A 21873-nucleotide genomic window follows, 5' to 3' on the forward strand; every position below is an offset into this window, starting at 1 on the left:
GGCCTACTCGTCGTAGCAATCGTCGTCGGGGACAACGTTGGGCTTTTTCAGGTCGCGGAGGATTTCCCGCGCCGCGTTGGCACCGCAGGCCGCGGAGACGCCGCCGCCAGGGTGCGTCGATGAACCGCACATGTAGAAGTTGCGCAGGGGCATGCGGTACTGCCCATAGCCGGGGAATGGACGGTTGAAGAGCAACTGGTCGATGGTGAGCTCCCCCTGGAAGATGTTGCCCTGCGTAAGTCCGATCTCGGCCTCGATTTCGTGAGGCGTGCGCACCTCCATGTGCACGATCAGGTCCTTGAAGCCGGGGCTGTAGCGCTCCAGCTTGTTGATCACGGTCTGGCCGAAGGCGTCACGTTTTTCCGGGGTCCAGGGGCCGTCGGCCAGTTCCGGCGGGCAGTACTGGACGAAATTTGACATCCAGTGCTTCCCGGCCGGTGCTACGGTCGGGTCCCAGGCACTCGGTATTATCGATTCAATGAACGGGTCTTCGGACCAGGTGCCGCGTTTCCAGGCGTCGTATGCGCGCTCCATGGTTTCCAGCGAGCCCGCGAAGGTCTGGCCACCGCGGTTGATATAGCGGTTGTCGGGTAGCCCCTTGAAGCGCGGCAGGCCCGAGAGCGCGATGTTGACCTTGCCGGAAGAGCCGCGGATCTTGAAATTCTGTGCCCGCTCGAGGATGCGCGGCGGCAATTCCTCTGGCTGCAGGAGCTTGGTGAAGGTGCGCTTGGCATCGAGGTTGGACACGACGATATTGGCGTGGAGCTCATCGCCATTCTCCAGTGCCACACCCACGGTGGTGCCGTTGCGCACAACGATGCGTTCCACCCCGGCGCAGGTGCGGATTTCGCCGCCCGCTTCCCGCAGCGCGCTGGCGATGGCCTGGGAGATGGCGCCCATGCCGCCGCGCGCCAGGCCCCAGGCACCCACGTTGCCGTCGACGTCCCCCATCACGTGGTGCAGCAGGATGTAGGCGGAGCCCGGGGACTGGACGCCCAGCGCCGTGCCGATGATGCCGGGGCTGGCCATGGCGGCCTTGACCAGATCGTTTTCGAAGTAGTCGTCGAGGAAATCCGCCGCGCTCATGGTAAAGAAGCGGATGTACTCATAGAGCTCGCGCTCCCCGAGCGCCCGGAATTCCTTTGCCAGGAACAGCATTTCGCGGATATCCCGCGGTTTGAGAGACGCCGGATCCGGCGGCGTGCGCATCAGGGTCTTGCGGATCAGCTGCGCGTAGCGGCCGAGGTCAGCCTGGAAGCGCGACATGGCGTCGGCGTCGTGCGGCGAGTGGCGCTGCAGCTCCAGGTAGTGCGCCCCTTCATCCGGGTAGTCGATCAGGGTGCTGCCGTCGTCACCGAAGGCCACCGTGCCCAGGTAGGGTACGAGCAGCAGCCCGTGGCGGGAGAGATCGAGGTCGCGGTGCAGGGACTGACGCATCATGCTGCAGACGTAGGAGCAGCTGGAGTAGTGCCAGCCCTCCTGCAGCTCCCGGGTGACCGCGGCGCCGCCGATATAGTCGTTTTTTTCCAGCACCACGACGTCGAGTCCGGCCCGGGCGAGGTAGGCAGCATTGGTAAGGCCATTGTGGCCCGCACCAATAACGATGGCGTCGTAGCGCTTCACGACAGGATCACCTGCGCCGCGTTGTGACCGGGGGCGCCCGACAGGCCGCCACCGGGGTGACTGCCCGCGCCGCAGAGGAACAGGCCGGGGATGGGCGTCGCGTACTGGGCGGCCTCGTAGGTGGGCCGCATCATCAGCAACTGGTCAATGGCGAATTCCGTGTGGTGCCAGTGGCCGCCGGTTACACCGTGCAGGGTCTCCAGATCTGCGGGCGTCAGCAGCTCCGCATGCAGCACGAGTTTCCGCAGCCCCGGGGCGTAGCGCTCCAGTTCGTCGAGGAGGCGCGAGGTCAGCGCCTCCTGGGCCTCAGTGGTCCAGCCCCCCTTGAGCGTGGCGGGCACATACATCACGTGGGCAGAGAGCAGATGCTGCCCTGCTGGCGCCAGGGCCGGCTCCCGAAGGCTTGGGATCACAACCTCCATGACAGGGTTGCTGGAGCACTGACCATACTTGGCATCGTCGAAGGCGAACTCGATGGCGTCAAGGTTGGGCGCCATGATCATCCGTCCGTCCGCCCGCTCGAGACCGGAGAACCGGGGTTCTTCAGCCAGGGCAAGGTGGAGCTTGGCGACATAGCCTTCGCAGCGGAGCCGGCGAATGCGGTTGCTGAACTCGATCTCCAGGTATCTGGGGCCAACGAGTTCGAGAAAGGTGCGTTGGGGGTCCGCGGAAGAGACCACGCGGTCTGCGGCGATACGCTTGCCGCTCGCGAGCTCGACACCGGTGGCACGCAGCCCGGCCTCGTCGCCTTCGATGAGGATTTGCCTGACCGCTGTGCCCAGTTGCAGCTGGGCGCCCGCATCCGTCGCCGCGGCCACCAGCGCGTCGATCAGTCCCCGCACGCCTGCTTTCGGTACCACGTGTTGGCCGCCGTGTTCGCCGCAGAGACGGTAGAGCAGCATGAGTACACTCTGATTGGGCGAGCGGGGTGCGAGTCGGCCGCCGATGATGCCGTCCCAGCTGAGTGCGGCCTTGAGGCGATCGTTGGTGAAATGCTCATCCATGAGATCGCGCATGGGCAAGGTCGCCACGCGGAAGAACTCGAGCATGTCCTCCCGGCCGAGGCGGCGCAGGCGCAGGCCCAGTTGGGCGAAGGTGAGCAGCTCCTTCGCGCTATTGCCACCGATGCCCGGCATCCGCTTCATCCAGAACGGGGCCAGGGCGTCGCGGAAGGTCTCCAGAGCTGCCCGGTAACGCCTGTAGCTGGCCGCGTCCGCGGCATCGACGCCACTGACACCCCCGGCAGTTAGCGCAACGTGGTTTCCTTCCGGATCCAGGCCGACGGTCGCCAGCGGCTCGCCGCTGCTCGTGTAGCCATGCTTTTCCAGCGCCAGATCCTTGGCGACCTGCGGCGAAAACTGGTAGACCGTGTGCGCAGCGGCAACGTGGAACCCCGGGTGGAACTCCCGGGTGGTGGCGAGGCCGCCGGCGCCGTCGCCGGCCTCGACAAGCAACACGCGTTGACCGTGCCGGGCCAGGTAGGCGGCACAGATCAGGCCGTTATGGCCAGCGCCAACGATAATGGTGTCGTAGCGGTCCAAGCCCCACTCCCGCTCTCGTGTCAGATAGCGGAAGCCTAGGGGGGCGCCTCAGACGCGGCGACCGCGCCTATACGCCGGGACTTGTATCACAGCGGGGCGACGTCAACCGTGCAATCGTAGTAGCAGGCACCTCCGGCGAGGTCCGCGCGGTGTCCCGGGATGAGCGCGTTCACGGTCTGCCCCGTCGGACTGTCGCCGATCCAGGCGCCTTTGGGGACAAACACGGTGCCCGGGCGTACATCGTCGGTGATCCATAGCGGCAGCACCACGGCGCCCTGGTCGTTGTGAAGTCGGACCTGTGCGCCGTTTGCCAGGGACAAGTCAGCAGCGTCCCGGGGATGCATCTCACAGGCGATATCGTCACGGTGAGATGCCAGCCCGCCAAAGGTCGAATTGATCCGCCGCTCCGAGGCCGGGCTGACAAGGATAAAGCGCCTGGGGTTGGCCAGGGACTTGAAGCGCGGCAGCGCGTCGCCCTGAGCCGCGAGCTTCTCGCTGTAGAGCTCGATTCGGCCGCTGGGTGTCCGCGGCGGCCCGTGCCGGATCACCGAAGGAGCCGGCGTTGCCGTCATATCGATGGCGGTATCGGTGGGCAGTTCACTGGGGCGACGGCCTGCAAGGGCAGGGTGATCAGCGGCAATGGCCTGGTCCATGAGTGCCGCGTCCGAATCGCGGAAACAGTTCTCGGTGAAGCCAAAGCGCCGGGCCAGGCGTCGGAACAGTTCCGTGTTGGGCAGGCAGTCGCCGAGCGGTGTCATGACCGGTGCCGAGCGCTGCAGGTAGGTGTGGCCATAGGCGCAGTAGAGATCTCCGTACTCGAGATGCGTCGCGGCCGGCAGGATTACATCCGCAAGTGCCATCGAGTCGGTCATGGTCAGGTCTGACCCGACCACGAACAGGTCCTCGTGACGCAGGGCTGCCTGCATGGCGGCGGCCTCTGGATGCACCGCTACCGGATTGTGGTTGTAGATGAACAGCGCTCGCAGCGGTGTCGAGTCGCCGGGTGCCATTACCAGTGCGGGGATATCCAGGACGTTCAGTTCCCGAATGCCATCCGGCGCCAGGTCGGGCCGTGCGAGGGCGTCCTCCGCAATGGGGAAAAAGCCGGAGACGTTGCAGATGCCCGCACCGCGCGGTCCGAAATTACCGGTAAGGGCGGGCAGCGCATAGGCCGCGCGCAGCCCGGCGCCGCCGTTGCGGTTGCGCTCCGGCGCCACGCCAACGGTCATGGCCGCCGGCGACAGGTCGCGCCAGAGGCGGGCGAACTGACGGATCTGCTCCGCTGGCAGGCCACAGAGCCCGGCCGCGCGCTCGACCGGATACCTGCGCGCCTCGGCGAGAAACGCCTCCGTTCCGCTGACCCACGTTTCCACAAAAGCGGTGTCGATGGCATTCATGCGCTCGAGTTCCGCCGCGACTGCGTAGGCCAGGACGACGTCGGTCCCGGGCAGCAAGGGGAGGTGTAGATCGGCGTCCCGGGCGATGCGGGTGCGTTTCGGGTCGATCACCACCAGGCGGGCACCGCGGGAGCGTTCGTCGCGGATCAGTGTGGTCAGGTGCAGGTTGCAGTTGGTGATGTTGTTACCCCAGACCACGATCAGTCGGGCGTCACCCAGTTCAGTAAAGGGAATGCCGCCGATATCACCGAAGACGCTGTTCCAGGCCGCATCCGACACGCCCGCACAGAGCGGCGAGGCGTCCACCCGGCTGGCACCGAGACGGTGAAAGAAGCGCTTGTCCATCGAGCCGTGGGCGAGCAGCCCCATGGGACCGCCATAGTAGAGTGGTGCGATAGCCTCGCTGCCGTAGCGGACCCGGACCCGGTCGAAGCCCTCGTAGACCGCGTCCAGGGCCTCGTCCCAGCTTGCCGGACGGAACCTGCCCGAGCCCCTGGAGCCTTCGCGCAGCAGCGGCCGCAGCAGGCGCCCCTCGCCGTGAACCTGGCTCGGCAGCGCCTGCGCGACCTTCGCGCAGATCCTGCCGCGGGTGAAGGGGTTGGCAGTACTGCCGCGGACTCGGCTTACCCGCCCGTCCTGCAGGTCGATAGCGAGGCTGCAGGTGTCGGCACAGTCGAGGGGGCATACTGCCGAATGGCTTACTGGACCGCCGGGCGCCTTGCCGCCGTCAGGGGCTGCGTCGCTCATGGTGTATCGCCCTCGTGGTTCAACCTTTGTTCGAGTATGGCAGTCGGGGGAAAACGACGCCAGCCAGCGGCGCGCGGGTTGTGGGCACAGATCTCGAGCACCATCTCGTGTGCCGCTTCCGCGCCCATTCAGTCGGGCAACACCTCCGCAAGGTGGTTTACAAACAACCTTACCTTTGCCGACAAGTGCCTGTTGTGTGGGTACACCGCCCAAACTGCGGTATCGGTTGGCTTGAACCGGTCCAGAACCGGCATGAGTTTCCCGTCATCGACTGCCCTGCGGATATAGAAGTCGGGGAGCTGCACCAGTCCCATGCCTGAGGTCGCGGCATGGACCAGTGCCCGGCCGTTGTTGCTGCGCCAGGTTCCGTTCACTTCGAGGTCGAAATTGCGCTGCTGGTCCCTGAACCGCCAGCTGTTGAGGGTGCCGACAAGGCAGTTGTGATTGACGAGTGATGCCACGTCATGCGGGCTGCCATAGCGTTCCAGATAGCCCGGTGCGCCGCAGGTGACCAGCCGGCGACTGCAGATGCGGCGCGCAATCAGCGAAGAATCCCGCAGGGTTCCGGCCCGGATGGCGATGTCGTACCCCTCAGCTATGAGATCGACCAGGCGATTGTTGAAGTCGATGTCGATAGTGATTCCCGGGTGTTGGCCCATGAAATCCGCCGCTGCGGGTGCGATAAAGTCTTCGCCAAAGGCACCGGCCACCGTTATTCTCAGGCGCCCGCGAGGCCGTTCCTGCAAGTCCTGGACGGCGTCTTCCGCTTCCGTGAGAGTGGTGAGAACGTCCTGACAGCGCAGAAAGAAAGCCTGGCCGACCTCCGTCACTGACAGTTTCCGCGTCGTGCGTACCAGTAATTGTGCGCCGAGGCGGGATTCCAGCAACACAATCTGTTTGCTCACGTGTGACTTCGACACACCCAGTGCATCGGCAGCTCGGGAAAAACTCCCGTGCTGAACGACGCTGACAAAGGCGTCGATGCCCTCCCATTTGTGCACGATTGTTTCCTTATGGAAATAGTTATTCCATGATATCCTGGTTAATCTTCATATGTGAACAAAATAGACTGGCGTTGCCTGACAATTCTCAAGATTGGAGACGCCATATGAAGACCCGGGCAGCGGTCGCATTTGAGGCTGGCAAGCCTCTGCAAGTCGTGGAAGTGGACCTGGATGGCCCGCGCCATGGTGAGGTACTGGTTGAAATCAAGGCAACGGGGGTCTGCCATACCGACGCGTTTACCCTGTCAGGTGACGACCCGGAAGGCGCCTTTCCAGCCATCCTCGGACATGAAGGTGCTGGTGTGGTGGTCGACGTCGGCCCAGGCGTGAAGAGTTTGCAGAAGGGCGACCATGTTATTCCTCTGTACACTGCCGAGTGCCGCGAGTGCAATTTCTGCCTCAATCCCAAGACCAACCTGTGCCAGGCCGTCAGGGCGACTCAGGGCCAGGGTGTGATGCCCGACGGAACCAGTCGTTTTTCCCTCGACGGAAAGCCCATTCTGCACTACATGGGCTGCTCTACGTTTTCCAATTACACGGTGCTGCCTGAAATTTCGCTGGCCAGGGTGCGCAAGGACGCCCCTTTCGACAAGATCTGCTACATCGGTTGTGGGGTAACGACCGGCATTGGCGCAGTCGCTTTCACCATGAAAGTCGAGGCGGGCGCCACGGTGGCTGTGTTTGGTCTTGGTGGCATAGGGCTGAATGTCATCCAGGGTGCGCGCATGGTCGGCGCCAGCCGCATCATCGGCGTGGACCTTAATCCGGCCAAGGTCCCGCTGGCACGGCAGTTTGGCATGACGGACTTCGTAAATCCCAAAGATGTCGACAACGTGGTCGAGCATCTCATCGAGATGACCGGCGGCGGGGTGGACTACAGCTTTGAGTGCATCGGTAACGTGAATGTCATGCGCCAGGCCCTGGAGTGCTGCCACAAGGGCTGGGGCCAGAGCTGTATTGTCGGCGTGGCGGGCGCCGGCCAGGAAATCTCCACCCGTCCATTCCAGTTGGTGACCGGGCGCTCCTGGCGGGGTACGGCCTTCGGTGGTGCCCGGGGGCGGACCGACGTGCCAAAGATTGTCGATTGGTATATGGACGGGCGGATCAATATCGACGACCTGATTACCCACACCATGCCGCTGGACGACATCAACAAGGCCTTCGATCTGATGCACTCAGGGGAAAGCATCCGTTCGGTAGTGCTGTACTGAGTTGTCTTCACAGCTTCACGCCTGGGTGAACAGTGGTTACACACGGCTCCTGGCATTTGGCAAACGGCGTGCCTGTTTATGTATACTCATTGCGACGCTGCACGACATTTCAATGACTTGAGGTAGTGTCATGGTTGAAGCGACCGCAGTGCGGCCCGGGGTTATCGAGGCTGCCATTTCCACTCATCGGCACAGGCCCGGTGCGCTATTGCCGATATTGCATGCAATTCAGGATGGGCTGGGCTATATCCCGGCTGAGGCCATCGCGGCAGTTGCTGAAGCGCTCAACCAGAGTCGGGCAGAAATCGCAGGTGTACTCAGCTTTTATCATCATTTTCGATCCACGCCGCCGGGAAGTGCCGTCGTGCAAATCTGTCGGGCGGAGGCTTGTCAGGCGGTAGGTGGGCGAGACCTGGAACGGCATGCCAAGCAACGATTGGGTATTGGTTACCACGCAACCACGGGGGATGCCCGGATCAGCCTGGAACCCGTGTACTGCCTGGGGAATTGTGCCTGCGGACCTTCGGTGCGAATCGGCGACGCCGTCCATGGTCGCGTCTCGGAAACAGTGTTCGATGCACTGGTAGACGAGTTGAGCAGCGATGTGGTGAAAGTACAGTGAAGGTTGTGCGGATCTTTGTGCCCTCTGATACCACGGCTCTGTCGCTGGGTGCGGATGCGGTAGCGGCGGCGGTGGAGCACGAGGCCAGGGCGCGTGAAATCGACCTTCAGCTGGTGCGTAATGGCTCACGGGGTCTGTCCTGGCTGGAGCCGCTGGTCGAGGTCGAGACCCCCGCCGGCCGGGTAGCCTACGGCCCGGTACGGGCGGAGGATGTCAACGGACTGTTCGAGGCGGGCCTGTGTTCGGGAGCTTCGCAGCATGCGCTTTTTCAGGGGCGGCCGGAGGATATTCCCTTCCTGCGCAAGCAGCAGCGACTGACCTTTTCCAGATTGGGCCTGAGCGATCCGCTGTCGCTGGATGACTATATCGAGCTGGGTGGTTTTCAGGGCCTGGCGCGCGCCCTGACTATGGACAAGGAAGACATCGTACGCTGGGTGACCGACTCCGGCCTGCGCGGCCGCGGTGGTGCGGCCTTCCCGACGGGCATCAAGTGGCAGACGGTGCTGAAGGCTCCGTCCTCACAGAAGTATGTGGTGTGCAATGCCGACGAGGGTGACTCCGGTACCTTTGCCGACCGTCTGGTGATGGAGTGCGATCCGTACATGCTGGTTGAGGGCATGATTATCGCGGGGCTCGCGGTGGGGGCCACGCAGGGCTATATCTATCTCCGCTCGGAATATCCCCTGGCGCAGCGCATCATGAACGAGGCTATCGAGCGCGCCAGTCAGGCGGGTTATCTCGGCGAAGACCTGTGTGGCAGCGGCTATCGTTTTGACCTTGAAGTCCGACTCGGGGCGGGTGCCTACATCTGCGGCGAGGAAACTGCGCTGCTGGAGAGCCTGGAAGGGAAACGCGGCATGGTCCGGGTCAAGCCGCCGTTGCCCGCCGTGAAAGGGTTGTTCGGCCAGCCGACAATTGTCAACAACGTCCTGTCGCTGGCGGCCGTGCCGTTCATTCTGGATCGGGGGCCCCAGACCTATGCAGACTGCGGCATGGGCCGCTCCCGGGGCACGCTGCCGTTCCAGCTGGCGGGCAATATTGCCCGCGGTGGCCTGGTGGAGCTGGCCTTTGGCGCCACCCTGCGCGAACTGCTGTATGACTTTGGCGGCGGCAGCCGCAGCGGTCGGCCCCTGCGAGCGGTGCAGGTGGGCGGCCCGCTGGGCGCTTACCTGCCGGAAACACAGTGGGACACGCCCCTGGACTACGAGGCTTTCGCCGCCATGGGGGCAATGCTGGGCCACGGCGGCATCGTCGCCTTTGACGATACGGTGGACCTGCGCCAGCAGGCGCGCTTCGCCATGGAATTCTGCGCGGTGGAGTCCTGCGGCAAGTGCACCCCCTGCCGCATCGGCAGCACCCGCGGGGTCGAGGTAATCGACCAGTTGGCTGTGGACCCGGAGGGGAACCTGGCACTGCTGGAGGAGCTCTGTGAAACCATGACGGATGGTTCCCTCTGTGCCATGGGCGGGATGACGCCGTTCCCGGTGCTGAGCGCTGTCCGGCATTTCCCGGAAGATTTCAATACCCAGAGGGAATCGACGGATTCTCGGGAGTCAGTCTGATGCTGCACATCTACGAACCGGAGCGTGATTACGGCACTCCCGCGCCCCTGCCCGAGTACAGCGCGGGCTACGCGGCGCTGGAAACCGTGGAACTGACCATCGATGGTCGCGCGGTCGCGGTCCCCAAAGGCACCTCGGTCCTGCGCGCGGCAACGCTGGCGGGAATCAACATCCCGAAACTGTGCGCCACGGATGCCCTGGATGCCTTCGGCTCCTGCCGCCTGTGCCTGGTGGAAATCGCTGGCCGCAAGGGCTATCCGGCCTCCTGCACCACGCCGGTGGAAGCGGACATGGCCGTGACCACCCAGAACGGCAAGCTGGCGCGCCTGCGCCGCAACGTGATGGAGCTGTATATCTCCGATCACCCCCTCGATTGCCTGACCTGCGCCGCCAATGGTAACTGCGAACTGCAGGACATGGCGGGTGCCGTTGGCTTGCGCGAGGTGCGCTATCCCGAAGGAGGAGAAAATCACCTGCAGGCGGAAAAGGACCACTCCAATCCCTATTTCACCTTCGACCCCGCGAAGTGCATCGTCTGTTCCCGCTGCGTGCGCGCCTGTGAGGAGGTGCAGGGCACCTTCGCCCTGACCATCGCCGGCCGCGGCTTTGACTCCCGGGTGGCGGCGGGCTCGGAGCAGCCTTTCATGGATTCGGACTGTGTGTCCTGCGGCGCCTGCGTTCAGCACTGTCCCACGGCCACGCTGATGGAAAACAGCATCATCGAGCAGGGCCAGCCCGAGCACTCTGTGGTCACCACCTGCGCCTACTGTGGCGTCGGCTGTGGCTTCAGGGCGGAGATGCAGGGTGAGCAGGTGGTCAACATGCTGCCCTGGAAGGATGGGGGTGCCAACCGGGGCCACGCCTGTGTGAAGGGGCGCTTCGCCTTTGGTTACGCCACCCACCCGGACCGTGTCACCACGCCGATGATCCGCGACAGCATCGACCAGCCCTGGCAGGTCGTGTCCTGGGAGGAGGCGATTGCCCATGCCGCCAGGCGCCTGCGCGAAGTCCAGCAGCAGTACGGGCGCGACAGCATCGGCGGTATTACCTCATCCCGCTGCACCAACGAAGAGACCTACCTGGTGCAGAAGATGGTGCGCGCGGCCTTCGGCAACAACAATGTCGACACCTGCGCCCGGGTCTGTCATTCCCCTACCGGTTACGGTCTGAAAAGGACGCTCGGCGAATCCGCCGGTACCCAGGACTTCGATTCCGTGGATTCCGCCGACGTGGTGATGGTGATCGGCGCCAATCCCACCGACGGCCACCCGGTGTTTGCCTCCCGGCTCAAGCGCCGCCTGCGCGCCGGTGCGCGGCTGATCGTGGTCGACCCCCGCCGCATCGACCTGGTGCAGTCACCGCATATCCGTGCCGATTACCATTTGCCGCTGCGCCCCGGTACCAACGTGGCCTTTATCAACGCCATGGCCCATGTCATCGTCAGCGAGGGCCTGGAAGACCGGGAATTCATCGCGCAGCGCTGTGAGCAGGAAGCCTTCCGGGAGTGGCTGGAGTTTATCCGCGATCCCCGTCATGCTCCCGAGCAGATGGCGGCAGTCACGGGCATTGATGCCGAGGCCCTGCGGGCGGCGGCGCGGCTGTATGCCACAGGCGGCAACGGCGCCATCTACTACGGCCTCGGGGTCACCGAGCACAGCCAGGGGTCGACCATGGTCATGGGCATCGCCAACCTGGCGATGCTGACCGGCAATATCGGCCGTCGGGGGGTGGGGGTGAACCCCCTGCGCGGGCAGAATAATGTGCAGGGGTCCTGCGACATGGGCTCCTTCCCCCACGAGTTGCCCGGTTACCAGCCGGTGGGCGATGACGGCGTCCGCAGCCGATTCGAGCGCAGCTGGCAGGTGGAGCTGGACCCGGTGCCTGGCTTCCGCATCCCCAACATGTTCGATGAAGCCCTGGCGGGCAACTTCCGCGCCCTGTACTGCCAGGGCGAGGACATCGCCCAGTCCGATCCCAACACCCAGCACGTCGAGGCGGCCCTGCGTAACCTCGACTGCCTGATCGTGCAGGATATCTTCCTCAACGAAACGGCCAAGTTCGCCCATGTGTTCCTGCCGGGCGCTTCTTTCCTGGAAAAGGACGGGACCTTTACCAACGCCGAGCGACGCATTTCACGGGTGCGCCGGGTGCTGACGCCGCTGGCGGGGAAGGCCGACTGGGAAGCGACCATGGCCCTGTCCACTGCCCTCGGCTACCCGATGTCCTATCAACATCCTGCCGAGATCATGGCCGAGATCGCCAGCCTGACGCCCTCCTTCCAGGGTGTCAGCTATGCGCGACTGGAGCAGGAGGGCTCGATCCAGTGGCCCTGCAATGACGCCGCGCCCGATGGCACCCCGATAATGCACGTGGAAGCATTCGTGCGCGGAAAGGGGCGGTTTGTGGTGACCGAGTACGTACCCACCGAGGAAAAGGTCACCCGCCGCTTCCCGCTATTGCTGACCACGGGGCGGATCCTGTCCCAGTACAATGTCGGCGCCCAGACCCGGCGCACCGCCAACAGTGCCTGGCACCCCGAGGACATCCTGGAAATCCATCCCCACGACGCCGGGGATCGCGGCATCAGTGAGGGTGACCGGGTGAGCATCGCCAGCCGGGTGGGGGAAACCTCCCTGCATGCCAGCCTCAGTGAGCGGGTGCAGCCGGGCGTGGTCTACACCACCTTCCACCATCCCATAAGCGGGGCCAACGTCATCACCACCGAGAACTCGGACTGGGCCACCAACTGCCCCGAGTACAAGGTGACGGCGGTTGAGGTGCGCAAGGCTACCGGACCCTCCGTCTGGCAACAGGAACACAGCGAGTTCGGGCGCGAGCAACAGCGCCTTGCCAAGGGGGGAACGGTGGAGGCCACGCAGGATGCAGCCGGAACAGCCTGACCCGCCCACTGCGGCCGAAGAGGAGTTGCCATCGAGCTCGATCCACACCTGGCGGGAGGGGGAGTTGTCCGCCAGTCGGGACACCCTGGCCGACGAGACCCCGGTGGCGCTGGTCTACAACTGCGTGTCCCACGCGGTGATGATGGCCTCGGCCTCGGATCTGGAAGATTTTGCCCTGGGCTTCAGCCTCGGCGAGGGCATTGTCGAGCACCCCGGACAGATCTATGACATTGAGGTGTGCCTCTGCGAGCAGGGCATCGAGCTGCGGATTGCGCTGGCCTCCGACCGCCTTGCGGCCCTCAAGGATCGGCGCCGGTTCCTGGCGGGTCAGTCGGGTTGCGGCCTCTGCGGCGTCGAATCGCTGGACTATTTCGCCGCGCCAGTGCCGACAGTGTCGGATGGCGTCCGGATCAGCCACCGCGCAGTCCAGCGCGCCCTGGCGGCATTGCCCGGCCTTCAGCGGCTGGGCGGCCTCACCGGCGGCATGCATGCCGCGGCCTGGTGCGACCCGGCCGGGGACATCCTGCTGCTGCGGGAAGATGTCGGCCGCCACAATGCCCTCGACAAGCTGGTGGGCGCCCTGGCCACACATCGGCCGCGCCCCGCGGGGTTTGCCCTGGTCTCCAGCCGCGCCAGCTACGAGCTGGTGCAGAAGGCCGCGCGGGCGGACATGGCAGTGCTGGTCGCTGTGTCCGCGGCCACGTCACGGGCGGTGGACGCGGCGCGGCAGTGTGGCATGACCCTGGTGGGCTTCGCCCGCCCGGGCAGGCAGGTAGTGTATGCGGGAGGGGAGCGTCTGGATTGAATTGCGGTAGAATGAGTCATGATTTCGCTGAAACAACTCACCTATGCCCTCGCAGTTGCCGATACCCGCCACTTCAAGAAAGCGGCGGAGCACTGCTCCATTTCCCAGTCGGCCCTGAGCACCGCCATTTCGGAGCTGGAGGCACAGCTCGGCACGCAGCTGTTCGAGCGCGACAACAAGAAGGTGCTGGTAACGCCCGCGGGAGAGAAAATCCTGGCGCGGGCAGCGGCGATCCAGGTTGAGCTGGAGGACATCTATCGCCTCGCCCAGACCAGCAAGGAACCCCTGAGTTATCCCCTGAGCATGGGTGTCATTCCGACGATTGGCCCATACCTGCTGCCGAAGGTGCTGCCCGCGGTCCGGCGCAACTACCCGGATTTTCGCCTCAGCATCGTCGAGGAGCAGTCCCATGTGCTGGTGGACAAGGTACGCAGGGGCGAGCTGGATACCGCCGTGCTGGCGCTGCCCTACAGCCATGATGGTTTGCTGGCATTTCCATTCTGGGAAGAGGACCTGTACCTGGTAACCCACCGGGACAGCCCGCTGGGCAAGCGTACGCGGGTCAAGGCCGGGGATCTGCGCGAGCTGAGCCTGATGCTGCTCAAGGATGGTCACTGCCTCAAGGACCACGCGCTGGCGGTCTGCCACCTGCAGTCGTCGAGCCTCGATGAAACCCTGGAAGGCGCCAGCCTCTACACCCTGATCCAGATGGTCGCGGGACACATGGGTTCCACCCTGGTACCGGAAATGGCATTGGACCAGTTGCTCTCGGGCAGCTCGGAGCTCAATGCCCTGCACCTGGATGAACCCGGTCCGCACCGGACCATAGCGTTTATCGTACGCCCCAATTTTGGTGGCGTGGGCAATATCGAGGTGCTGAAGGGGCTGTTCAAGAAAGAACTGGCTGCCCACACTGCGTCTGCAGCGCGGTAGTGGCCCGGGGATTCAGGGTGGAGTAGCGGCCGGGGGTTACCCCGGCGAGGGAGAATCAGCTCGGGTTGGCTGCCCGGAACTCGCGGATTTCAGTATTGAACTGGCCGGCGACCGCCTCCTCGGTGGAAACGGCCTCGTTGTAGGCATCTATGGACTGCTCGTAGACCGCCTGCAGCGCCTTCGGGTCCTCTGCCTCGCCGCTCTCAATTTCCTTCTTCGCCGCGGTGAACTCGGTCTCCAGGCAGCCCATGTATTCCAGATTGGCGGCCTGGAAGGTCTTCACGGCTTGCTGGCCGGAGATCATCTCATCCATGGTGGCGGAGGCGCCGTCGGGCAGGCTGGGGGCTTCCGGCTGGACACAATCCGCCATGGCCATGGAGCTGCCCAGAGCCAATACTGCCAGCAGGGAATTTACAACGTTCATTATGGTACTCCTCAAAGTGGTTGGGTGAACCTTAGCAGCACCGGGGGGCGCTGCCAAGCTGCTGCGGATGCCACTTACTCACGGCCTACCCAGAGTTTGGGCAGTCCGTATTCCTTTTCCAGGGCCCTGGCCACCAATTGCGCCTGGCTGTCCGATGCCAGGCCGACAACGCGTACCCGGTAGAGGGTGCTGCCGTCTCGTTGGGTGTCGGTCACGGTCACCCGCCCCGAGCCTGGCTGCAAGCGTTGCGCCCATTGTTTGGCCAGGCTGCGTTCGCTATAGCTGCCAAAATTGACGAACCAGTCTCCGCTGCTTGCGGCGACGGGCTCCGCCGATGCCGGTTGTGCCGCAGGCTGGCGCGGGGTTGCGGCCGTCGCCGGTGTCGGTGCCGGATCGGCGCGCGCGGCGGCATTGCGCTGGGCGGCGAGTTGCTGCTCCAGCCCCGCCAGGGTGTCGCTGAGCTGGCGGTTTTCATCCCGCAAGGCGGCCAGGGTGGTACGCAATTCGCGGTTGTCTTCCTGCAAGCTGCCGAGGCTGGCACGGGCGTTGCTGACTTCGTCCGGGTTCGCGGCCAGCGCCAACTGCGCCTGCAGCTCGCGAATTTCCTGCTCCATGGCCGCTCGTTGCTTCATTACGCCGTAGCCGCCGGCGGCCAGCAGTATCAGCGCCAGTGCGGCAACGGCGATCAGGCCGATGGGCCAGGTATCGGTAAAGCGCGCGGGCTCGGTTGGCTGGTATTCGTCGTCGCGCAGCTCTTCATCATCCCAGGAATCGACATCGTCGTAATCATCCGCCTCCTCCTCGGACGACAGGGCGTCCTCCGGCGGCCGGTAGGCCGGTGGTGCGGCCCTGACCGGGGTGGGCGGCGGCACGGGCAGGACGGGGGGCTCGAGTTCCTCCTCCGGATCCCCGCTGCCGCTATCCTCGTCGTCGAGGGGGTCGTGCACGTTGGTTTCGTCATAGCGGCGGAATTCCGCCGCTTCCTCCTCACTTTCGTGACTGAAGCTGGGCAGGTCCTCGTCGCTGGAGTCCTCATCCAGCCAGGGGTTCCAATCCTCCGCGGACTTGTCCTGATCCTGATCGTCGCGCCTGTCGTTACTCATCGTCTGACTCCGGTCTGACCCTGTGGCCATCGCGGATCTTAACAGAGGGCCGCGCCCAATGCTCTGCGGCAACTCCTGTTTGCGCGCCACAAGGGCGGAATTGCCCGTTCGCGAGGGTGGGAAATTGGGTAGAATGCGGCGATGGATGTTTCCGATATTCTCTCCCCTCTCAACGACGCCCAGCGCGAGGCCGTCGCCGACGACAGTCCCAACCTGCTGGTGCTCGCCGGTGCCGGCAGCGGCAAGACCCGGGTGCTGGTACACCGTATCGCCTGGCTGATCAGGGCCCAGGATGTGTCGCCCTGGGCGATACTTGCGGTGACCTTCACCAACAAGGCGGCCAAGGAAATGCGCTCGCGCATCGAGGAGATGCTGCACATCCCCGCCCACGGCATGTGGGTGGGTACCTTCCACGGCCTCGCCCACCGCCTGCTGAAGGCGCACTGGAAGGAGGCGAAGCTGCCGCAGAATTTCCAGATTCTGGACAGCGACGACCAGTTGCGGCTGGTCAAGCGGGTGTGCCGGGAGCTGGAGCTGGACGAGTCCCGCTGGCCACCGCGGCAGGCCCAGTGGTACATCAACGCTCAGAAGGACGAGGGCCTGCGGGCAGCCCATATCAATCCGCCGCCGGGGGACCTGTTCGCGCAGACCATGCTGCAGGTCTACCGGACCTATGAGACGGCCTGCGAGCGCGGCGGGCTGGTGGATTTTGCCGAGCTGCTGTTGCGCGCCCATGAGTTGTGGCTGCACAGCCCGGCGGTACTGCAGCACTATCGCAGCCGCTTCCGCCAGATCCTGGTGGACGAGTTCCAGGACACCAACACCATCCAGTACGCCTGGCTGCGGGTGCTGGCGGGTGACCGCATCCCGGTGGTGGCGGTGGGCGATGACGACCAGTCGATCTACGGCTGGCGCGGCGCCAAGATCGAGAATATCCAGCGCTTTGGCGAGGATTTCGGCAATACCCGGACCGTGCGTCTGGAGCAGAATTACCGATCCACCCAGACCATCCTGCAGGCCGCCAATGGCGTCATCGCCCACAACTTCGGGCGTCTGGGCAAGGAGCTGTGGACGGAAGGCGAGTCCGGCGAGCCCATCGCCGTCTATGCCGGCTTCAACGAGCAGGATGAGGCCCGCTTTATCGTCGAACAGGCGGAGGCCTGGATCAACGAGGGCAACGAGCGCGCCTCGGTCGCTATCCTCTACCGCTCCAACGCCCAGTCCCGGGTGCTGGAGGAGGCGCTGATCCGCAGCGGCATTCCCTACCGGATCTACGGCGGCCAGCGCTTCTACGAGCGTTTGGAAATTCGCAATGCCCTGGCTTATATGCGATTACTTACCAACCGCGGAGACGATGCAGCCATTGAGCGTGTCATCAATACCCCGCCGCGGGGCATCGGCAGCAAGACCCTGGAGACCCTGCGCGAACTGGCGCGGGAGCGCGGCATTCCCCTGTGGGCAGCGATCAACGCCGCGCGCGAGGAAAAGCGGCTGCCGGCCCGTGCCCTGAGCGCCCTGGAGGGGTTTCAGGTCCTGGTCAACGAGCTCGATTCCGGCACCGATGAACTCGCCCTGGACGAGCTGGTGGAGCATGTACTGGAGGGCTCCGGGCTGGTGGATTTCCACCGCAACGAGAAAGGGGAGAAGGGCCAGGCCCGGGTGGAGAACCTGGAGGAACTGGTCAGCGCCGCCAAGCAGTTCAGCCCCGAGGGTGAGGAGCTGTCACCCCTGCAGCAGTTTCTCGACAACGCCGCCCTGGATGCCGGCGACACCCAGGCCGATGATTTCGAGGACAGCGTGCAGCTGATGACCCTGCACTCGGCCAAGGGTCTGGAGTTTCCGCTGGTGTTCCTGGCGGGCATGGAGGAGAACCTGTTCCCCCACCGCATGTCCCTGGAGGAGCCCGGGCGGCTGGAGGAGGAGCGGCGCCTGGCCTACGTTGGCATTACCCGCGCCATGCAGCGCCTGGTCATTACCTATGCCGAGTCCCGCCGCATCCACGGCAGCGAGAGCTACAACACCCCGAGCCGTTTCATCCGCGAGATTCCCGCCGAGCTGCTGCGGGAGGTGCGCCTGCACACCGCCATCAGCCGCCCGGTCAGCACCCTCTCCCAGGCCGCGGTACCGGATACCGGCATCGCCCTGGGACAACGGGTCTATCACCAGGTCTTCGGCGAAGGGGTGGTACTCAACTTCGAGGGTCGCGGCAACAACGCGCGGGTGGAGGTCAACTTCGACTTCGAGGGTAGCAAGTGGCTGGTGCTGCAGTATGCAAAGCTGCAGTTGCTGTGACACCCAGGGCCAGCCTCGACCTGTTGTGTGGTAGAATTTTTGCGCAAGGCTAACCCACTGATTTCACAAAGATAAGCAGAAACGACTATGGCCGCATCCCCCCTCGAACGCCGCTACGCTCCCGCCATCATCCTGCTTCTGCTGGCCGCGCTGGTGGTTGTCATCGCCCTCTGGGCCAGCGAACGCAGCGGTGGTATCGGCGCCCTGGCGGGGCGCGACGGGGTACAGGCCGGCAGCGGTGACCAGGCCCGCTATACCTGGAAGATCGTCACCACCTGGCCCAAGAACCTGCCGGGGCTGGGGTCGGGTCCGGAGAACTTTGCGCGCATGGTCGGCGAGATGAGCAATGGCCGCCTGACGGCCCGGGTCTACGGGGCGGGCGAGATGGTCCCGGCTTTCGAGGTATTCGACGCCGTGCGCCAGGGGGTGGCGGAGGTCGGCCACGGGGCGTCCTACTACTGGAAGGGCAAGGTGCCGTCCTCGGTGTTCTTCACCGCCATACCCTTCGGCATGACGGCCCAGGAGATCAACGCCTGGCTGCATTACGGTGGTGGCCTGGAGCTGTGGCGGGAAGCCTATGCCCCCTCCAATCTGATTCCCTTTGCCGGGGGCAATTCCGGGGTGCAGATGGCGGGCTGGTTCCGCAAGGAGATCAACTCCCTGGCGGATCTGCAGGGTCTGAAGATGCGTATCCCCGGGCTTGCGGGCGAGGTGTTCACCGCTGCCGGGGGCAGCGCAGTGCGGATCTCCGGTGGGGAGCTGTATACCTCGTTGCAGACCGGGGTAATCGACGCCGCCGAGTGGGTAGGCCCCTACAACGACCTGGCCCTGGGCCTGCACGAGGTGGCCAAGTACTACTACTACCCGGGCTGGCACGAACCGGGCGCGATGCTCGAGTTCATCATTAACAAGGATGCCTACGAGGCCCTGCCGCCGGACCTGCAGGCCATTGTTACGGTCGCCGCGCGCGCCGCCAACCAGGACATGCTCGACGAATTTACCGCACGCAACAACGCAGCCCTGCAGCAGCTGGTGGACAATCACGGGGTGCAGCTGCGGGAGCTGCCGGAGGATGTGATGCAGGCCTTTCACCGCGCCGCTGAGCAGGCCATGAAGGACCTGGTAGCCTCGGATCCCATGGCGGCGAAGGTCTACGCCTCTTTCATCGAGTTCTACGAGGGGGTGCGGGCCTACCACCACATTTCCGAGCAGTCCTATATCAATGCCCGGGATGAGGTACTGGACCGGGCTGACTAGTTGCTGATGGCGCGGGTCCGGCCCTTCTCGTCGATCGCGACGAACACGAACTCGCCCTCGGTTACCTTGATCGGCTCGCCATCGTGCTTGGAGTTGATCCAGACCTCCACCACGATGCGCACCGAGCTGCGGCCCACCTCCAGCACGTCGCAGTAGCAGGCCACGACAGCGCCAACATGGACCGGGGTGAGGAAGACCATGCCCTCGATCGCCACGGTGGCCACGCGGCCTCCGGCCACCTCTGCAGCGGTGACGGAGCCGGCCATGTCCATCTGCGAGACCAGCCAGCCGCCGTAGATGTCGCCGCTGGCATTGGTGTCCCGCGGCATGGCGACAACCTGCAGAGCCAGGTCGCCTTGGGGCATGGGGGTGGAGTCGATGTCGTTCATGGGGTGCCTGGTGGTTGTTTTGGGGTTTATGGTGTGGCATCACCTGCGCGGCCTGCGCGGCCCGGCCCGACCTGCGCGGCCCGACCTATTGCACGGCAGCGGGTAGCCAGGTTGCCAGGGCAGGCCATATCCAGAGGGTCGCCAATACCAGCAACTGGATGATTATAAAGGGAATCACCCCCCGGTAGATAGCACTGGTCCGCAGTTCCGGTGGCGCCACGCCGCGCAGGTAGAACAGGGCAAAGCCGAAGGGTGGGGTGAGGAAAGAGGTCTGCAGATTGATCGCGATCATGATACCCAGCCAGATCGGGTCCACGCCCATCATCAGCAGCACCGGCCCGACAATCGGTACCACCACGAAGGTGATCTCGATAAAGTCGAGGATGAAGCCGAGCAGGAAGATCACCAGCATGACCACCAGGGTGGCGCCGAGAACGCCGCCGGGCATCTGTTCGAACCAGTGGTGGATCAGGTCCTCGCCGCCAAAGCCCCGAAACACCAGGGAAAATACCGCGGCGCCGATCAGGATCATGAACACCATGCAGGTGACCTTCATGGTATCGATGACCGCCTCCCGCAGTCGTGACCTGGGCATCTCGCCCTTGGCCAGGGCCAGCAACAGGGCGCCCACCGCACCGACCCCGGCGGCCTCGGTGGGGGTGGCGGCGCCGGCGAGAATGGAGCCCAGCACTACAGCGATCAGTACCAGTGGCGGCAACAGGCTGCCCAGCAGCTCGGACAGGGCCACCGGTTCGGTTTCGACGTTGGGAGCCAGGTGTGGGCGGAAGCGGGCGATACCCAGGACATAGGTCAAATACAACAGCACCAGCAACAGCCCCGGGATCAGTGCACCCACAAACAGGTCGCCGACCGAAACCGTCTTGGGGTTGAAAATCCCCATGCTCAGCTGCGCCTGCTGATAGGCATTGGAGAGCACGTCCCCGAGCAGCACCAGGGCAATGGACGGCGGGATGATCTGGCCCAGGGTGCCGGTGGCGCAGATGGTCCCCGCCGCCAGCGAAGGACTGTAGCCGCCCTTGAGCATACTCGGCAGGGACAGCAGCCCCATGGTAACCACCGTGGCGCCGACAATGCCGGTGCTGGCCGCCAGCAGCATCCCCACCAGAACAACCGCGATGCCCAGGCCGCCGCGCAGGGAACCGAAGCTGCGCGACATGGTGCCGAGCAGCTGTTCCGCAATCCGGGATTTCTCCAGGATCACCCCCATCAGAATGAACAGCGGTACCGCGACCAGAGTATCGTTGTTGATGGTGCCGAAGATGCGTGCCGGCAGTGCCGCCAGGAATGCCGGGTCGAAGTGCCCGGCGATAACCCCCACCGCGGCAAAGGCCAGCGCCGTGCCCGCCAGGGTGAAAGCCACCGGGTAGCCCAGCATCAGCAGCAGACAGATGGCGGCGAACATGTAGAGCGCGATGTAGCCGTCCATCAGTCGCGTCCTCCGACCAGGATGGCGGCATTGCGCAGGGTTTCCGCCAGGGCCTGGAGAAACAGGTTCAGGGCCAGCAGCGGCAACAGGGTTTTCAGCAGGAACATCGCCGGAATGCCACCGGCATCGGCCGAGGTTTCACGGATAACCCAGGATGCCTCCACGTAGTCCCAGCTGGAGACAAAAATGAATCCGCACAGCGGCATCAGGAATAGGACACCGCCCAGGGCGTTGATCCAGGCCTGGCCTCGCGGCGAGAAGCGCCGGTAGAAGATGTCCACGCGCACATGGCCGTCGTGTTTCAGGGTGTAGGCCGCGCCCAGCATGAAGACGCAGCCATGCAGGTAGATTATTGCCTCCTGGGCCATGATGGAGCCGGTGTTGAATCCGTAGCGCAGCAGCACCACCGCAGTGGTCAGCAGCGCCATCGCCAGCAACAGCCAGGAGAGGAGCCTGCCGCAGGCTTCGGTAAAGCGGTCTATGGCGCGTACAGTGAGAGGAAGCAGGGACATCGGTTATTGGTCTTTTTGATCAAACCGGTGCAGGGTATCATAGCGCCTGTAGTCTGGCGCAAGCCGCGACCGCCTTCTTGGCTGCGGCCTGCGCGGCCCGGCCT

17 protein-coding genes are annotated in these 21873 nt (G+C 64.5%); 8 read left to right on the plus strand and 9 right to left on the minus strand.

Features of this window, described 5'->3' with window-relative positions; genetic code table 11:
• Positions 1-3: 3 nt before the first annotated feature.
• The 4 genes from RLO07_RS14515 to RLO07_RS14530 all read right to left on the minus strand — a co-directional run bounded on the left by RLO07_RS14515 (position 4) and on the right by RLO07_RS14530 (position 6309).
• On the minus strand, positions 4-1623 hold the full coding sequence (locus RLO07_RS14515) for a phytoene desaturase family protein (RefSeq protein ID WP_462292850.1): 1620 nt from the start codon (positions 1621-1623) through the stop codon (positions 4-6).
• On the minus strand, positions 1620-3164 hold the full coding sequence (locus tag RLO07_RS14520) for a phytoene desaturase family protein (RefSeq protein ID WP_462292851.1): 1545 nt from the start codon (positions 3162-3164) through the stop codon (positions 1620-1622). Before RLO07_RS14520 ends, RLO07_RS14515 begins: the two co-directional genes overlap by 4 nt.
• 86 nt (positions 3165-3250) lie before the next feature.
• Positions 3251-5308 carry a molybdopterin-containing oxidoreductase family protein gene (locus RLO07_RS14525; protein WP_462292852.1) on the minus strand — a complete coding sequence of 686 codons (2058 nt, stop codon included), beginning with the start codon at positions 5306-5308 and terminating at the stop codon, positions 3251-3253.
• A 128-nt stretch (positions 5309-5436) separates the two neighbouring features.
• The gene (locus RLO07_RS14530) at positions 5437-6309 is read right to left on the minus strand and encodes a LysR substrate-binding domain-containing protein (RefSeq protein WP_462292853.1); all 873 of its coding nucleotides are present in this window, start codon (positions 6307-6309) and stop codon (positions 5437-5439) included.
• A gap of 107 nt (positions 6310-6416) precedes the next feature.
• Between RLO07_RS14530 and RLO07_RS14535 the strand changes: the two genes are divergently transcribed.
• The 6 genes from RLO07_RS14535 (at position 6417) to RLO07_RS14560 (ending at position 14345) form a co-directional block, all read left to right on the plus strand.
• Complete coding sequence (locus tag RLO07_RS14535) at positions 6417-7523, plus strand: S-(hydroxymethyl)glutathione dehydrogenase/class III alcohol dehydrogenase (RefSeq protein ID WP_462292854.1); 1107 nt, start codon at positions 6417-6419, stop codon at positions 7521-7523.
• 130 nt (positions 7524-7653) lie between these two features.
• Complete coding sequence (locus RLO07_RS14540; RefSeq protein WP_462292855.1) at positions 7654-8145, plus strand: formate dehydrogenase subunit gamma; 492 nt, start codon at positions 7654-7656, stop codon at positions 8143-8145.
• A gap of 5 nt (positions 8146-8150) precedes the next feature.
• On the plus strand, positions 8151-9707 hold the full coding sequence (locus RLO07_RS14545) for a formate dehydrogenase beta subunit (protein WP_462292880.1): 1557 nt from the start codon (positions 8151-8153) through the stop codon (positions 9705-9707).
• Positions 9707-12607, plus strand: coding sequence for a formate dehydrogenase subunit alpha (fdhF, locus tag RLO07_RS14550; protein WP_462292856.1), 2901 nt, complete (start codon positions 9707-9709; stop codon positions 12605-12607). Before RLO07_RS14545 ends, fdhF begins: the two co-directional genes overlap by 1 nt.
• Positions 12588-13412 (plus strand): formate dehydrogenase accessory sulfurtransferase FdhD, encoded by an 825-nt coding sequence (gene fdhD / locus RLO07_RS14555; RefSeq protein ID WP_462292857.1) that lies wholly within the window; start codon positions 12588-12590, stop codon positions 13410-13412. Before fdhF ends, fdhD begins: the two co-directional genes overlap by 20 nt.
• Before the next feature lie 18 nt (positions 13413-13430).
• Complete coding sequence (locus RLO07_RS14560) at positions 13431-14345, plus strand: hydrogen peroxide-inducible genes activator (RefSeq protein ID WP_462292858.1); 915 nt, start codon at positions 13431-13433, stop codon at positions 14343-14345.
• A 55-nt stretch (positions 14346-14400) separates the two neighbouring features.
• Here RLO07_RS14560 and RLO07_RS14565 read toward each other — a convergent pair whose 3' ends face one another.
• Both RLO07_RS14565 and RLO07_RS14570 read right to left on the minus strand, forming a co-directional pair.
• Positions 14401-14769, minus strand: a complete 369-nt coding sequence (locus RLO07_RS14565; RefSeq protein ID WP_462292859.1) for a hypothetical protein — start codon at positions 14767-14769, stop codon at positions 14401-14403.
• Between the two features lie 74 nt (positions 14770-14843).
• Entirely contained in the window at positions 14844-15872 is a 1029-nt protein-coding gene (locus RLO07_RS14570; protein WP_462292860.1) for an SPOR domain-containing protein, read from the minus strand.
• A gap of 141 nt (positions 15873-16013) precedes the next feature.
• On the opposite strand from RLO07_RS14570, the gene uvrD reads away from it, so the two are divergent.
• Together uvrD and RLO07_RS14580 are read left to right on the plus strand one after the other, a co-directional pair.
• Positions 16014-18164, plus strand: coding sequence for a DNA helicase II (uvrD, locus tag RLO07_RS14575; protein WP_462292861.1), 2151 nt, complete (start codon positions 16014-16016; stop codon positions 18162-18164).
• Between the two features lie 87 nt (positions 18165-18251).
• On the plus strand, positions 18252-19421 hold the full coding sequence (locus RLO07_RS14580; RefSeq protein WP_462292862.1) for a TRAP transporter substrate-binding protein: 1170 nt from the start codon (positions 18252-18254) through the stop codon (positions 19419-19421).
• Here the strand turns inward: RLO07_RS14580 and RLO07_RS14585 are convergent.
• The 3 genes from RLO07_RS14585 to RLO07_RS14595 all read right to left on the minus strand — a co-directional run bounded on the left by RLO07_RS14585 (position 19418) and on the right by RLO07_RS14595 (position 21769).
• Entirely contained in the window at positions 19418-19810 is a 393-nt protein-coding gene (locus tag RLO07_RS14585) for an acyl-CoA thioesterase (protein ID WP_462292863.1), read from the minus strand. The genes RLO07_RS14580 and RLO07_RS14585 overlap by 4 nt on opposite strands.
• Positions 19811-19895: 85 nt before the next feature.
• The gene (locus tag RLO07_RS14590) at positions 19896-21257 is read right to left on the minus strand and encodes a TRAP transporter large permease (RefSeq protein WP_462292864.1); all 1362 of its coding nucleotides are present in this window, start codon (positions 21255-21257) and stop codon (positions 19896-19898) included.
• On the minus strand, positions 21257-21769 hold the full coding sequence (locus RLO07_RS14595; RefSeq protein WP_462292865.1) for a TRAP transporter small permease subunit: 513 nt from the start codon (positions 21767-21769) through the stop codon (positions 21257-21259). The genes RLO07_RS14590 and RLO07_RS14595 overlap by 1 nt, the downstream gene beginning before the upstream one ends.
• Between the last annotated feature and the right edge of the window lie 104 nt (positions 21770-21873).

Source organism: Haliea sp. (assembly GCF_040221975.1).
Classification (GTDB): domain Bacteria; phylum Pseudomonadota; class Gammaproteobacteria; order Pseudomonadales; family Halieaceae; genus Haliea.